The sequence below is a fragment of the Gephyromycinifex aptenodytis genome, from assembly GCF_012277275.1.
Taxonomy (GTDB): domain Bacteria; phylum Actinomycetota; class Actinomycetes; order Actinomycetales; family Dermatophilaceae; genus Gephyromycinifex; species Gephyromycinifex aptenodytis.
This window is the reverse complement of sequence record NZ_CP051155.1, coordinates 840,599-854,984: the sequence shown is the minus strand read 5'-3', so window position 1 is coordinate 854,984 and position 14,386 is coordinate 840,599. Positions and strand designations below refer to the sequence as shown.

At 68.1% G+C, this 14,386-nt stretch carries 10 protein-coding genes; 7 read left to right on the top strand and 3 right to left on the bottom strand.

Annotation, left to right across the window (positions count from 1 at the left end):
* Positions 1-45 precede the first annotated feature (45 nt).
* A complete protein-coding gene (locus G9V96_RS03580) occupies positions 46-534 on the top strand; it encodes a hypothetical protein (RefSeq protein ID WP_168581813.1) in 489 nt (162 codons plus the stop codon).
* Between the two features lie 99 nt (positions 535-633).
* Here the strand turns inward: G9V96_RS03580 and valS are convergent, their stop codons facing one another.
* Both valS and G9V96_RS03570 read right to left on the bottom strand, forming a co-directional pair.
* The gene (valS, locus tag G9V96_RS03575) at positions 634-3,291 is read right to left on the bottom strand and encodes a valine--tRNA ligase (RefSeq protein WP_168581812.1); all 2,658 of its coding nucleotides are present in this window, start codon (positions 3,289-3,291) and stop codon (positions 634-636) included.
* 180 nt (positions 3,292-3,471) lie between these two features.
* Positions 3,472-4,833 (bottom strand): FAD-binding oxidoreductase, encoded by a 1,362-nt coding sequence (locus G9V96_RS03570; RefSeq protein WP_168581811.1) that lies wholly within the window; start codon positions 4,831-4,833, stop codon positions 3,472-3,474.
* Between the two features lie 195 nt (positions 4,834-5,028).
* Between G9V96_RS03570 and kdpF the strand changes: the two genes are divergently transcribed.
* From kdpF to G9V96_RS03540, 6 genes are read left to right on the top strand one after another with little or no spacing between them, the layout of a single operon-like run.
* Complete coding sequence (gene kdpF / locus G9V96_RS15370; RefSeq protein WP_168583819.1) at positions 5,029-5,115, top strand: K(+)-transporting ATPase subunit F; 87 nt, start codon at positions 5,029-5,031, stop codon at positions 5,113-5,115.
* Positions 5,115-6,764, top strand: coding sequence for a potassium-transporting ATPase subunit KdpA (gene kdpA / locus G9V96_RS03560; protein ID WP_168581810.1), 1,650 nt, complete (start codon positions 5,115-5,117; stop codon positions 6,762-6,764). The genes kdpF and kdpA overlap by 1 nt, the downstream gene beginning before the upstream one ends.
* Complete coding sequence (gene kdpB, locus G9V96_RS03555) at positions 6,764-8,923, top strand: potassium-transporting ATPase subunit KdpB (protein ID WP_168581809.1); 2,160 nt, start codon at positions 6,764-6,766, stop codon at positions 8,921-8,923. Before kdpA ends, kdpB begins: the two co-directional genes overlap by 1 nt.
* Before the next feature lie 5 nt (positions 8,924-8,928).
* Positions 8,929-9,510, top strand: coding sequence for a potassium-transporting ATPase subunit KdpC (gene kdpC, locus G9V96_RS03550; protein ID WP_319643825.1), 582 nt, complete (start codon positions 8,929-8,931; stop codon positions 9,508-9,510).
* Between the two features lie 39 nt (positions 9,511-9,549).
* A complete protein-coding gene (locus G9V96_RS03545) occupies positions 9,550-12,138 on the top strand; it encodes an ATP-binding protein (RefSeq protein ID WP_168581808.1) in 2,589 nt (862 codons plus the stop codon).
* Positions 12,138-12,821: a response regulator transcription factor gene (locus tag G9V96_RS03540; protein WP_168583817.1), complete on the top strand. Its 684-nt coding sequence runs from the start codon at positions 12,138-12,140 to the stop codon at positions 12,819-12,821. Before G9V96_RS03545 ends, G9V96_RS03540 begins: the two co-directional genes overlap by 1 nt.
* A gap of 145 nt (positions 12,822-12,966) precedes the next feature.
* Here the strand turns inward: G9V96_RS03540 and G9V96_RS03535 are convergent, their stop codons facing one another.
* Entirely contained in the window at positions 12,967-14,064 is a 1,098-nt protein-coding gene (locus G9V96_RS03535) for a glycosyltransferase family A protein (RefSeq protein WP_168581807.1), read from the bottom strand.
* Between the last annotated feature and the right edge of the window lie 322 nt (positions 14,065-14,386).

The following is a 14,386-nucleotide window of genomic DNA, read 5'->3' as shown; positions in this document are numbered from 1 at the left end:
CAGAGTGCAATCAGTTGCGGTGCGGCGTGCCTTGTCGTTGCCCGGATGCTTGCCGACCCGGGGTTTGCGCAGCGCGTGATCGGTGGCGGGGCGGCGGCTTTTGCGGCGCACGAGCGGGACGTGATGGCGCGCACGAATGCCTTGGCGGTGCGGGGTCGGTGCCTGGCGTATGACGCGCCGTGGCCTCGCTTCTTCGGGACGTCCCCGTGGGGTGCCTGGGCGGAGCTCGAACGGGGGACCGGACGCCCTTATGTCTTTCGTCTCGTGCGGGCGGGTTCACCTCCGGCCCGCGCAGCCGCGTTGAGTTCAGTGATGGATTCGGTGGCGCCGCAGGCTCCGGCCTTGCTCTACGTGGGGGACCGGTGGTTGCCGCGACACGTGACGCTTGTCTTCGCTAGTGGCGGCGAGCGGTTGATCTATGAACCGGCCCGCGGGGCGGTGCTGAACCCCAGCATCGATGTTGTTGTCGATGACAGGCTTGCGTTGGCCGGGTGGAACGTGCCCTGGTTCGCGCTCGTCCCTGAGGCGGAGTAGCTGTCTTGCGTGGACGCCACGGGCGGGGGCTGACCGCTTCGGCCAGCCCCCGGGCTCACGTGCGAAAAGTGCTCAGCTGCTGACTGTGGGGACAGCGACTCAGTTTTTCGGCGGTGGCGGGATCAGCTGCGCGTCGCGGACCTCGATGTAGTCGGCGGTCGCGTACGTGATGTCACCCTCGATACGGCCGGCCGCTCGCAGGTCCGGTTCAGCCGCTCGGATCGCGGCGATGGCAGCCTCGGGGCCCGCGATGGTCACGCTGGACACGGTGGCCCGCATGCCGACCTTCGCGTCTGACTTGGCCCGGCGCACACCGCCCAACGCCGCACCGACCGCAGCCAGCATCGTCGCGTCGCCGCCCTGCGCCGGCGAACACTCCTGGGCAACCGGCCAGGACGCGCGGTGCACCGACCCGGTGCGCCACCAGCTCCACACCTCTTCGGTCGCGTACGGGAGCACCGGTGCGAACAGGCGCAGCAACACATCCAGCGCCAGCCGCAGAGCAGCGCGGGCGCTGCTCGTCTCCGACGACGGCTGCGCACCCTCCTGGCCGTACGCGCGGGCCTTGACCAGTTCCAGGTAGTCGTCGCAGAACGTCCAGAAGAACGTCTCGCTCACCTCAAGCGCCCGAGTGTGGTCGTACTTCTCGAACGATGTACCCGCCTGTTGCACCACCTGCGCCAACGAAGCGAGCATCGCCAAGTCCAGCGCAGAGGTCACCTGCGCCAGCAGATCCTCGTGCCCATCCTGCGAAGGCGCGAACCCGAGAACGAACTTGCTCGCGTTGACGATCTTCATCGCCAACCGGCGGCCGACCTTCATCTGGCCGGTGTCGAACGCCGCATCGGTGCCCAACCGGGCCGAGCACGCCCAGTACCGCACCGCGTCCGAGCCGTGCTGCTGCAGCATGCCCTCCGGGGTCTCCGCGTTGCCCTTGGACTTCGACATCTTCTTGCGGTCCGGATCCAGGATCCACCCGCTGATCGCCGCGTGCTTCCACGGCGGGCAGTCCTGCAGGTGGTGGGCCCGCACCACGGTGGAGAACAGCCAGGTACGGATGATGTCCTGCCCCTGCGGGCGCACGTCCATCGGGAAGATCTTGGCGAACAGCTCATCATCGCCGCCGTGGGTGCCCCAACCGGTCGTGATCTGCGGGGTCAGCGAGGACGTCGCCCAGGTGTCCATCACGTCCGGGTCGCCGATGAAACCGCCCGGCATGCCGCGCTGTTCGGCTGTGTACCCAGCGGGGACATCGGCTGAGGGGTCCACCGGCAGCGTCTGCGTCGCGGGCACGATGGGGGAGTCGTGCACGATCTCGCCGCTGTCATCGATCGGGTACCACAGTGGGATCGGGATGCCGAAGAATCGTTGACGGCTGACGAGCCAGTCGCCGTTGAGCCCGCCGACCCAGTTCTCGTACCGGACCCGCATGAACTCAGGGTGGAAGGCGATCTGCTTGCCGCGTTCGATGAGGGCCTCGCGCAGTTGCCCGTCGCGCCCGCCGTTGCGGATGTACCACTGGCGACTGGTGACGATCTCCAGCGGTTTGTCGCCGCGCTCGTAGAAGTTCGCCTTGCGCTGGGTGGGCTTGGGTTCGCCATCGAGGTCGCCGCTGGCCCGCAGGGCGTCCACGATTGCCGAACGAGCCTTGAAGGTCGTTGCGCCCGCGACGTGCTCGGCGTAGAAGTCGGCCCCGGCGCCGCTGAGCCAGGTGGGGGTCTCGGCGATCATGCGGCCGTTGCGGGCGATGAGGGAACGGGTGGGCAGTTCCAGTTCGCGCCACCAGGTGACGTCGGTGAGGTCACCGAAGGTGCAGCACATGGCGATACCGGCACCCTTGTCCATCTCGGCGTCAGGGTGGGCCAGCACCGGCAACTCCACCCCGAACACCGGGCTGGTGACCTTGGTGCCGAACAGCGGCTGGTAGCGCTCGTCGTCCGGGTGCGCGATCAGCGCGACGCACGCCGGCAGCAGCTCGGGCCGGGTGGTCTCGATATAGATGGGCTCGCCGCTGTCGGCGGCGTGGAAAGCAACCCGGTGGTAGTGGCCGGGGTAGTCACGGGCTTCGAGTTCGGCCTGGGCGACCGCGGTCTGGTAGGTGACGTCCCACAGACCAGGGGCCTGGGACTGGTAGGCATTCCCGGCAGCGAGGTGTTCCAGGAACGCCTGCTGACTGACCGCCCGGGAGCGGTCTCCGATCGTCCGATAGGTGATGTCCCAGTCGACCGAGAGGCCCAACCGGCGCCACAGCGCCTCGAAGGCCTTCTCGTCCTCGACCGTGCGCTCGTCACACAGCTCGATGAAGTTGGCCCGACTGATCTTCTCCTGCTTGGAGGCGTCCTTGACGTCCTTGGCCGTCATGTCACCGTGATATTTCGGCTGGTAGTCAGGCACGTACGGCAGGCTCGCGTCACCGCGCACACCGTAGAAGTTCTGCACCCGCTTCTCGGTCGGCAGACCGTTGTCGTCCCAACCCATCGGGTAGAACACCTCGCGGCCGCACATCCGGTGGTAGCGGGCCAGAGCGTCGGTGTGGGTGTAGCTGAAGACGTGCCCGACGTGCAGTGAACCGCTGGCGGTGGGCGGCGGGGTGTCGATGGCGTACACCTGCTCGCGCGGCAGGTCCAGCGCCCGGGCCCGGTCGAAGCGGTAGATGCCTTGCTGCTCCCATACCGGAGCCCACTTGTCCTCCAAGCCATCGACCGTGGGCTTGTCGGGGATCGTCGCGGCGGGCTGCGGCTGGGAGAGGTCACTCATGCCCGCCATTGTCCCAGACTGGGCGAGCAGCTCGGTGACATGGTCGCGGTGTCCGAAAGCAGGCCGCAGCACGAGCTGGCTGCGAGCCCGAGCGACGGCAGCCAGGCGTGAGCGCAGCGGCGCCGAGCCCGCCCGAGCGAGCGGGGCCGGTCACCGCGCAGCCGCGCCGGGCTGGGGTTTCTACAGGGCGGGGTAGGTGTAGGTCTTCCCCGGGTTCATCAAGCCCTGCGGGTCGAACACGGCCCTGATCGCCAGCATCCGCTCTAGCCCGGCCTGGCCCACCTGACGTCGCAGGTAAGGCGCCTTGAAGGTTCCGATCCCATGCTCACCGGAGATCGTGCCGCCCAGCCGCAGCGTGAGGTCGACCATGTCGGAGAACGCGGCGTGGGCGGCCGCAGTGGAGTCGGCACTGGTGGGGTCGAAGAAAATCGAGGGGTGCAGGTTGCCGTCGCCGCCGTGTCCGGACATCGAGACCTGGAGACCGTGTCTGGCGCCGATCTCGCGGCCCTGCAACACGATTGTTGGTAGCTGCCGGATCGGCACGCACATGTCCTCGATGAGGTTGGGCCCCTTGGCCTCCAACGCGGTGTTCAACGCCCGGCGCCCCGCCAGCAACGCGTCGGCCTCCATCGCGTCGTCGGCCACCGCGATCTCATCAGCCCCGAAAGACTCCATCACGCCCGCGTAGCGTTGGGTGTCCTCGGCCACGTGGCCGGGGCGATCCGCTTGCACGAGCAGAGCCGCCTCGCAGCCGGTCGGGAAGCCGTAATCGGCCAGCGCCTGCACCGCTTCGATGCTCGGCGCGTCCAGGAACTCCAACAGGCACGGCGGGTTCGGGTCCCGTCGCAGCGCGACGATCGCCTGCGCGGCAGCCGCCAGGTCGCTGAACGTCGCCAGCGCCGTCAGGGCGTCGTCCGGGGCGGGGATGAGCTTGGTGACGACCTGGGTGATAACGCCCAGGGTGCCTTCGGAGGCCAAGAACAGACCTGTCAGGTCCAGACCGGCAGAACTCTTGGCGGTGCGCCGACCGGTGTTCACTACCTCCCCGCCGGGCAGAACCACCTCCAGTCCGCGGATGTAGTCGGCCGTCACGCCGTACTTCACGCAACACAACCCGCCCGCGTTGGTCGCGACGTTGCCGCCCAAGGTGCTCGTCGCCGAAGATGCCGGGTCCGGCGGGTAGAACATGCCCTCGGCTCGCACCACCTTCTTGAACTCATCGGTGACGATGCCCGGTCCGGCCACAGCGATGCCGTCCACGGGGTCGATGAGCTCGATGCCGCGCAACGCCTCGGTGTTGAGCACGATCGCGCCCTCGCCGGGGACACACGCCCCGTTCAGTCCCGTCCGGGCGCCCTGCGGGACCACCGGGGTCCCGGTCGCCGCCGCGAACCGCATGACCTCCACGACATCGTCGCGGTCTCGCGCCCGAACCACCTCGAACTCCTCCGGGGCGGTGGCGCCGATGCTGCAGTCAACCCCGTAGGTGCGTTTCACATCAGGGTCGGACAGCTTCGGTAGAGAGGAAGGCAACGTCGTCATGCCTGGCATCTTGGCGCGAGAGCACTAGGCGCGTCCACGCCGGGGTCGATACGTGTCTCCCGACCCGCGGTGACGGACAGGGCCAGGCAGGCCGGTGGCGGCTGCCGCAGGTCCCGGCGTCAAGACGGCGTCAAGGCCCGTCAACGCCCTGTCAACGCCGCTGGAGCGACGCCGCGCTGGGGCTATCACTGAGTCGTGATCGAACAGTTGATTGCCGGGATCATCGCCCTCGGCCTGCTTGCCTACCTCGCGTACGCACTCGTGCGACCGGAGCGGTTCTGATGAGCGAACTCTCCTCCGCCGTGACGACGATGCTGGCCGTCGCCGTCATCCTCGGGCTGACCCATGTTCCGCTGGGGGAGTACCTGGCCCGTGTCTTCACCTCCGAGCATCACACTCGGGCCGAGCGTTGGATCTACCGCGTGTGCGGCATCGACCCAGAGGGTGAACAGCGCTGGAGCACCTACGCCGGGGCCGTTCTCGCCTTCTCTGTGGCGTGCGTGCTCGGCCTGTGGACACTCCTGCTGGTTCAGACCCATCTGCCGCTGAGCGTCGGCAGACAAGGCCAAGGCGTGGACACCGCGCTGAACACCGCCGTCTCGTTCGTGACGAACACGAACTGGCAGAGCTACGGCGGTGAGAGCGGTGCGACGCACCTGGCGCAGATGCTCGGCCTGACCGTGCAGAACTTCGTCTCCGCGGCGGTCGGGCTGGCGGTTGCGATCGCTCTGGTTCGAGGTATCGCACGTTCCGGTAGCGACCGCATCGGCAACTTCTGGGTCGACCTGGTGCGCGGCACGTTGCGCGTGTTGCTGCCGATTGCTTTCCTCGGCGCGCTGCTGTTGCTGTTCGGTGGTGTGATCCAGAATCTGGCCGGGCCCACGAGTGTGACGACCCTCGCCGGCGGCACCCAGGTGATCCAGGGCGGACCGGTGGCCTCCCAAGAGGCGATCAAACTGCTCGGCACCAACGGTGGCGGATTCTTCAACGCCAACTCTGCCCACCCGTTCGAAAACCCGAACCCGGTGACGAACGTGCTGGAGATCCTGCTCGTTCTCATCATCCCGTTCGCGTTGCCACGCACCTACGGCGCGATGGTCGGCGACCGCCGCCAAGGCCGGGCCGTACTCGGCCTGATGGCCACCCTCTTCCTCGGCTCCTGGGCTGCCTGCCTAGGCGCCGAGAGCGCGCTGGCTCGAACCGCGCAGGGAGCCCTGGAGGGTAAGGAGCTGCGGTTCGGTATCGGCGGTTCGGTGCTCTTCGGTACCGCGACCACCGGCACCTCCACCGGAGCCGTCGACGCGATGCACGACTCGTTTTCGCCGCTGGGGGGCGGCATGCTCATGACGAACATGCTGCTGGGCGAGATCTCACCCGGTGGCGTCGGCACCGGCCTGTACAGCGCGCTGGTCGTCGCGATCATCACGGTTTTCATCGCCGGGCTGATGGTGGGTCGCACCCCGGAACTGCTGGGCAAGCAGATCGGCCGCGCCGAGATCACCTCGGCGGCCCTGTTCATCCTGACGATGCCGACCCTGGTGCTGGCCGGGACTGCCGTGTCCATCGCCATGCCCAGCGCCCGAGCTGCCCTGGCCAATTCCGGCCCGCACGGCTTGACCGAGATGATGTACGCCTACACCAGCGCCTCGAACAACAACGGCAGCGCCTTCGCCGGGCTGGGCGCCGATACCCCCTGGTTCAACCTGACCCTGGCCGCCTGCATGTGGTTGGGCCGGTTCGTGCCCATCGTGCTGGCACTGGCGCTGGCCGGCTCCCTGGCCGCCCAACCGCGCCGCGCGGTCACCGACGGCACGATGCCCACCCACACCCCGTTGTTCACCGTCCTGCTCGTCGGGGTCGCGCTCATCGTCGCCGGCCTGACGTTCTTCCCCGCCCTGGCTCTGGGCCCGATCGCGGAGGCGACCCTGTGATGTCGAAGCTCTCCACCGACAACCTCGCCGCCGCCCCCGTGGCCGAAGAAGAACAGACGGCGATCTTCGACAAGAACCGCGGTCAGCGCCGCCATCCGGGTGCCTCCCGCGCCTCGCTGGCGCAACTGGCGGTGGCCGGGCTTCCGGACGCGCTACGCAAGCTCGATCCGCGGCACACTGTGGCCTCGCCGGTGATCTTCGTGGTGTGGGTCGGCTCCGTGCTGACCACGGTGCTGGCTCTGCTGCACCCCTCGGTGTTCTCGGTGACGATCACGGTGTGGCTGTGGGCCACCGTCATCTTCGCCAACCTGGCCGAGGCCGTCGCCGAAGGCCGAGGCAAGGCCCAGGCCGCCACCCTGCGAGCCACCAAGACCGACACCATGGCCTTGCGACAGCGCGCCGACGGCACCTGCGAGGAGGTACCCGGGGCGAGCCTGAGCATCGGTGACCTGGTCGTCGTCGAGGCGAACGGCCCGTTTGCCGTGATTCCCGGCGACGGTGACGTCGTCGAAGGGGTGGCGACCGTCGACGAGTCGGCCATCACCGGTGAATCCGCCCCGGTCATCCGCGAATCCGGCGGCGACCGGTGCGCTGTCACCGGTGGGACGACGGTGTTGTCCGACCGCATCGTCGTGCGCATCACGACCAAACCCGGTGAGAGCTTCATCGACCGGATGATCGCCCTGGTCGAAGGCGCCGCGCGTCAGAAGACCCCCAACGAAATCGCCTTGTCGATCCTGCTGGTCACCCTGACGATCATCTTCCTGTTGGCCGTCATGGCGATCGCGCCGATGGCCGCCTACTCGGGCGCACCGCAGTCGGTCATCACCCTCGTTGCGCTGCTCGTGTGCCTCATCCCCACGACGATCGGCGCCTTGCTCTCGGCCATCGGTATTGCCGGGATGGACCGTCTCGTGCAGCGCAACGTTCTGGCCAAGTCCGGGCGAGCAGTCGAGGCAGCCGGGGACGTCTCGACGCTGCTGCTGGACAAGACCGGCACGATCACGTTCGGTAACCGACGCGCCAGCGCGATCATCTCTATCGGTGAGGCGACGCAGAAACAAGCCGCCGTGGCCGCCTACACCTCCTCCCTTGCCGACGAGACGCCCGAGGGCCGCTCGATCATCGAACTCGTGCGCGAGCTGGACCTGGACGATGGGCAGGACGCGCCGCAGCGGATGGCTGCGCTGCGCGAGCAAGGCGCGACGTTCGTCGAGTTCACTGCACAGACCCGGATGTCCGGTGTCGACCTGCCCGACGGCGGCGCGGTGCGCAAGGGCGCCGGCAGCGCAGTCTCGGCCTGGACGCGGGCTCATGGCGGCAGCATCCCGGACGACCTCGCCAAGGTCGTCGATGAGATCTCCGCCTCCGGCGGCACCCCGCTCGTCGTCGCAGCGAAGGAAACCGACGGACCCAGCCGGGTCGTGGCCGTCATCCACCTCAAAGACGTCGTCAAACCGGGAATGGCTGCTCGGTTCGAGCAACTGCGCCGCATGGGCATCAAGACCGTGATGATCACCGGTGACAACCGGCTCACCGCGCAGGCCATCGCGGCCGAAGCCGGAGTCGACGACTTCCTCGCCGAGGCGACCCCCGAGGACAAGATGGCCCTCATCAAGGCCGAACAGAGCGGTGGACGCCTCGTGGCGATGACCGGGGACGGCACCAACGACGCTCCCGCACTCGCTCAGGCCGACGTCGGCGTGGCGATGAACACCGGCACCTCCGCCGCGAAGGAGGCCGGAAACATGGTCGACCTCGATTCCGACCCGACGAAACTCATTGAGATCGTCGGCATCGGCAAGCAACTGCTCATCACCCGCGGGGCGCTGACGACGTTCTCCATCGCCAACGACGTTGCGAAGTACTTCGCGATCATCCCGGCGATGTTCATGGGGGTCTTCCCGGGCCTGGGCGTGCTGAACATCATGCGCCTGTCGAGCCCGCAGTCGGCAATGGTGTCGGCCGTCATCTTCAACGCGCTCATCATCATCCTGCTCATCCCGCTCGCGCTGCGTGGCGTGGCCTATCGGCCGCTTTCGGCAGCTGCCCTGCTGCGGCGCAACCTGCTTGTCTACGGGCTGGGCGGGGTCATCGCCCCGTTCGTGGGCATCAAGCTCATCGACCTGATCGTGTCTCTCATCCCCGGATTGGTGTGATCCCCGTGTCGGTTCTGCGCAGCATGGTCCGGCAGGCTTTGGCCGCCGTTCGAGCATTCCTTGTTCTGTCCCTCCTGCTGGGGTTGCTCTACCCGCTAGCTTTCACCGGGCTGGCCCAAGTGATCGCGCCACGCCAAGCCAACGGCTCGCTGGTGACCTCCGGTGGCCGCATCGTCGGTTCCGCACTGCTGGGTCAGGTCGCACCGGGGCCGCAATGGTTCCAGTCCCGCCCTTCCGATTCGGACTACGCCGGCGACACCAGCGGGTCGAGCAACCTCTCCCCGATGGCAGCCAAGCATCTGGACGCCGTGGCGCAGCGCCGCCGCGACCTGGAGAAGGACAACCCCGGCGCCACCGGGCCGATCCCCGCTGACGCGCTCAGCGCCAGCAGCAGCGGACTCGACCCGCACATCAGCCCCGAATACGCCGCCTGGCAGGCGCCCCGGGTCGCCAGGTCGCGGTCTTTGCCGTTGTCGAAGGTCGAGGAACTCATCACCGAGCACACCCAGGGCCGCTCGCTGGGCTTCCTCGGTAGCCCGCGCGTCAACGTCACCGAACTCAACCTCGCCCTGGCAAACGCAGGATAGGGGCAAGCGATGCGGGCACCGGGGGATGAGAATCGGGTCATGAAGCGCGGTCGGTTGCGGATCTACCTCGGTGCTGCCCCCGGTGTCGGCAAGACCGTCGCCATGCTCGGTGAAGGCCGACGGGCCATGGAACGCGGCAAAGACGTCGTCGTGGGCCTGGTGGAGACCCATGGGCGCACCTACACCGGCAGCATGCTCGCTGGCCTGGAGGTCATCCCGCGCCGCACCTACCTGCACCGGGGCGCGGAGTTCACCGAGATGGACGTCGATGCCATCCTGGCGCGCGACCCCGACGTGGCGCTGGTCGATGAACTGGCGCACACCAACGTCACCGGTGCCCCTCGGGCTCGCCGCTTCGAAGACATCGCCGTGTTGCTGGAAGCCGGGATCGACGTCATCTCCACCGTCAACATCCAACACCTGGAGTCCCTGAACGACGCCGTCTTCGCCATCACCGGGGTGCGCCAACGCGAGACCGTGCCGGACGACGTCGTTCGCTCCGCCGACCAGATCGAACTGGTCGACATGTCACCCGAGGCGCTGCGCCGCCGGATGGCGCACGGCAACATCTACGCCGCCGAGAAGGTCGACGCGGCGCTCGCCAGCTACTTCCGCCCCGGCAACCTGGCGGCGCTGCGGGAACTGGCGCTGCTGTGGCTCGCCGATCGGGTGGACGAGACGATCGAGCGATACCGCAGCGATCACGGCATCACCGCGACGTGGCCGACCCGGGAGCGGGTGGTCGCTGCGCTGACCGGCGGGCCGGAAGGCGAGACGGTTCTACGCCGCGCCGCCCGCATCGCCTCCCGCGGCGCCGGGGGTGAGCTGCACGCGGTGTACGTGACGCGCAACGACGGGCTCACCGGTCCGGACTTCGCCACCGTGGCCCGTCAGCGCGCGCTCGCCGAAGAACTCGGCGGCACGTTTCACGCTGTCTCCGGTGACGACGTCCCGTCTGCCATTCTCGGCCTCGCCCGCAGCGTCAACGCCAGCCAGATCGTGTTGGGCACGAGCCGTCGTTCCCGCTTGAGCCGGCTGTTCGGGGGTCCGGGCACCGGGGATGCGGTCATCGCCGGTTCCGGCGACATCGACGTGCACATGGTCAATCACGCGATGGCGGGTCAAGGGCGCCGCCGTAAACGCGTCGACGCGGCGCTGGACGCCCGGCGCCGCCTTGCCGGGTTCGTGCTGGGTACCGGTGGCCTGGTGCCGTTGACGTGGGGGTTGTGGGTCTCCCGCGCCTTGCACGACCTGCCCTTGGACGTGCTGCTCTACCTGGCGCTCACGGTGGCCAGCGCCCTCGTGGGTGGGATGTGGCCGGCCATCGCGTGCGCCGTACTGGGCTCGCTCACCCTCAACTGGTACTTCACGCCGCCGACACATACGTTCACGATCGCCGACCCGCAGAACGTGGTCGCCTTGCTCGTATTCGTCGTCATCGGCATCGCGGTCTCCTCGGTTGTTCACGTCAGCGCGCGCCGTGCCGCGGCTGCGCTGACCGCCGAGCAAGACGCCGCAGCGCTGACGCAACTGTCGCACTCGATGCTGGCGCAGACCGACCCGCTGGGGTTCCTCGTTACGCAGTGTCTGGACATGTTCGACATGCGGGCCGCCGCCATCATCCGACGTCCCACCGGCAGCAGGGTCGCGGCTGTGGTGGCCGCCACGCCAGCTTTCGCCCTGGCAGACGTCGAAACGGCGGCAGCACGCGAACCTGTCGACGAGGACACCGAACTCGTCCTGGTCGGAGAGACGCTGCGCGCCGGAGACGTCGAACTCGTGCCCGCCTACGCCGCTCATGCGGCAGCGGTACTGACCCGGCAACGCCTGAAAGCCGAGGCGGCCGCGGCCACCGGGCTGGCGGCCGACAACCGGGCCCGGACCGCGCTGCTGTCAGCGGTGTCGCACGATCTGCGGACCCCGCTGGCGGCCGTCAAGGCAGCAGTGACAAGCCTGCGCTCGTCCGAGGTCGACTTCGATCCCGAGGACGAAGCCGAACTGCTCGCGTCCATCGAAGAGTCCGCCGACCGTCTTGACGCCTTGGTCGGCAACTTGCTCGACGCTTCGCGGGTGCAAAGTGGTGTGGTGCGCCCCCGGCTGGCGCTGGTGGATGCCGCCGACGAGGCCGCGGCGACGGTTCGCGGTGTCACCCGCCCCGAACGGGTCCGGGTCTGGTCCCAGGGTGATTGCCCGGCCTGGACCGACGCCGGGCTGCTGGAACGGGTTCTGGCCAATCTTGTCGAGAACGCGCTGCGGCATGCGCCGCCCGACACGCAGGTCGTCGTCAATGTCGCGCGGGTGGGTGAGCGCACGCAGATCCGGGTGATCGACCGGGGCCCGGGGGTGCCGAGGGCCTCGTTCGAGGCGATTTTTGAGCCTTTCCAGCGGCATGGCGACGTGCCACGCGGCGACGGGGTCGGGCTCGGGTTGGCGGTTGCACGCGGCCTGGCCGAGACAATGGGGGCAACAGTGTCAGCTGACGACACTCCGGGAGGTGGCTTGACGATGACGATCGACCTACCTGCGGCGCCGCCAGCGCTGGTGGAGCCCGGAACGGCTGACGGGTCCGCAGGAGCGAGCCGTGCCGCTGCCGAGCATGACGAGTCGCCGCGATCGGCACGGCCATGATGCAGCGGGTGCTCGTCGTGGAAGACGATCCGGCCATCGCCCGCACCCTGCGGATCAACCTGCGGGCGCGCGGCTACGACGTTGCGGTCGTAGGGGATGGGCGTTCGGCGCTGCAAAGCGTGGCCGAGGACATGCCCGACGTCATCGTGCTGGATCTGGGTCTGCCGGACGTAGACGGTGTCGAGGTGTTGCGTCGCGTCCGCAAAACCAGCAGCGTCCCGGTCGTCGTGTTGTCCGCGCGTCAGGAGTCCGATGACAAGGTTGAAGCCTTGGATCTGGGGGCTGACGACTACGTGACCAAGCCGTTCGGTATGGACGAGTTCATGGCGCGGGTGCGCGCAGCGGCGCGGCGCGGCGGCAGTGAGAGTGGAGAGAACGTGCCGCCCGTCCACACACCCGATTTCGACCTCGACTTCGCCGAACGGATCGCGACGGATGCCCGGGGCGCGCTCATCCGACTCACCCCCACCGAGTGGCGACTGCTCAGCGCCTTGGCACGCCGCCGGGGTCACCTGGTCACACACGCGGACCTGCTGCGTGAAGTGTGGGGTCCGGCCTACGGCCGCGAGTCCAACTACCTGCGCGTGTACGCCAACCAGATCCGCAAGAAGCTCGAGCCCGACCACTCCGCTCCGAAATACCTCATCACTGAACCGGGTATCGGTTACCGGCTGAGCATCTAGGTGGAGTCTTTGCCGATAGCTGGATGGCGAGTGCCCCCCCCCAGGGTGCCGCACACATCGACGATCGGGGTGGGCCTTCCCGTGCTCGGGGTTGCGCCCGAGTCGGCCGCCGGACCGCAACTGAGCGCGCAGATCGTGGGAGGTCTCAGCCGCGGATGATGGCCAGCAGACGGCGGACCCACTCTGGGCGGTTGTTGCCGTTTCGCCGCAGCGCTACAAGATGTTCGCGGGCCGCGGGGGAGGGCACCAGTAGCGAAGACATCCACCCCGCCTGAACGATGCGCTGCCAGGTGGGCAGATTCGATTGGGCCAGGCGCCGAATGTAGGACGCTGTCTCCCGAGCATCGACCGGTCGCCCGGCGACGACCCGGGCGAGTTGGCGGCGTTCCAACAGGTAGATCGGCAGGTCTGAGCCGAACGGGGGCTCTGCGAATCCGAGCAGACGGCAGGCGCTGGCCCAGTTCGCCTCGAAGGCGGTCATCTCCGCGGTCAGTGTGTCGAGGTTCGGCGGCAGGTCGGCGTTGCTCATGCTGGCGCCGTGCAACCGGTAGCAACCCAGGGGCTCGGGCACGGTGACGACCTCGCCCAGGTACGGCATCACGGCGCAACCAGCCCCGTCCAGGGGGCCACGCGGGTCCTCCTGGTCCAGAGGGAGGCGCCGCAGAGTCTGGACGTTAAATATGTTGCCTGACGTCGGGGGACATTGGTACAGGCCCACGGCCCGGTTGTCCTCGCGCATGGCCGCACTGTCGTAGCCCGGGGCGAAACTTGGGAATACCGAACCGTTCGGTTTGCCCTGTGCGTCTACAGCGGCCAGGGAGAACTGCACCTTCACCGGCCGATCGCCCAGGTGCGGGCGGCAACGTTCGACGAGTGTCGGCTCGGCGAGGTCGTCGGCGTCCAGGACGTGCACGTAGTCGGTGTCGAGTTCAGCAATCCCGCGCAGGCAGGTGCCGAGGAGCCCGGTGTTCTCCTGGGTCACGATCGTGATCCGGTCCCCGTAGCGAGCGAGGACCGCAGGGGAATCATCGGTGGAGCCGTCGTCGACCACGACGATCTGGTCGTAGGGATCGGTTTGGTTCAGAACGCTGTCGATAGCGGCAGCGACGAACTCAGCGTAATTGTGGCAAGGGATGACACAACCGATGCTGGCGCGGTCTTGGCCGGTGCGGGGGCGGTGATCGGCGACACGCGATTCGGGGTGGGAAGCAGCGCAGCGCGGTGCCGATCGGCGGACGGACATCGAACGGAGACGACCGGGGATTGGCACAAAATTCCTTACAGCTGGCGAAAATTCAGGTATGCCTCACTGGGAGGCATACCTCGACCATAACCTGCACGCGGTTACTGGGGGGTATCGGCAAGATGGGCCGCACCCGGGGATTGGGGCTAGTCAGGCCGCACCGCAGGGGTAGCGCGGCGGCCCGATCTGTAGTCGCATTTCGTCAGATCCGAGCATCTGGCTGGTCCGCCTTGGACGCGCAGACCGGCAGCAAGAGTGCGGATCGGGAAGGGTATGCAGGCGGCGGTAGCGTCGGGGATCACGCTCTCGGTCATCCCCGACG

Excerpts from the sequence above, each read along its gene's own strand:
- kdpA (WP_168581810.1), top strand. The coding sequence starts at position 5,115 with ATGAGCGAACTCTCCTCCGCCGTGACGACGATGCTGGCCGTCGCCGTC.
- G9V96_RS03580 (WP_168581813.1), top strand. The coding sequence starts at position 46 with ATGCTTGCCGACCCGGGGTTTGCGCAGCGCGTGATCGGTGGCGGGGCG.
- G9V96_RS03535 (WP_168581807.1), bottom strand. The coding sequence starts at position 14,064 with ATGTCCGTCCGCCGATCGGCACCGCGCTGCGCTGCTTCCCACCCCGAA.
- valS (WP_168581812.1), bottom strand. The coding sequence starts at position 3,291 with ATGAGTGACCTCTCCCAGCCGCAGCCCGCCGCGACGATCCCCGACAAG.
- G9V96_RS03540 (WP_168583817.1), top strand. The coding sequence starts at position 12,138 with ATGCAGCGGGTGCTCGTCGTGGAAGACGATCCGGCCATCGCCCGCACC.
- kdpB (WP_168581809.1), top strand. The coding sequence starts at position 6,764 with ATGTCGAAGCTCTCCACCGACAACCTCGCCGCCGCCCCCGTGGCCGAA.
- G9V96_RS03545 (WP_168581808.1), top strand. The coding sequence starts at position 9,550 with ATGAAGCGCGGTCGGTTGCGGATCTACCTCGGTGCTGCCCCCGGTGTC.
- G9V96_RS03570 (WP_168581811.1), bottom strand. The coding sequence starts at position 4,833 with ATGACGACGTTGCCTTCCTCTCTACCGAAGCTGTCCGACCCTGATGTG.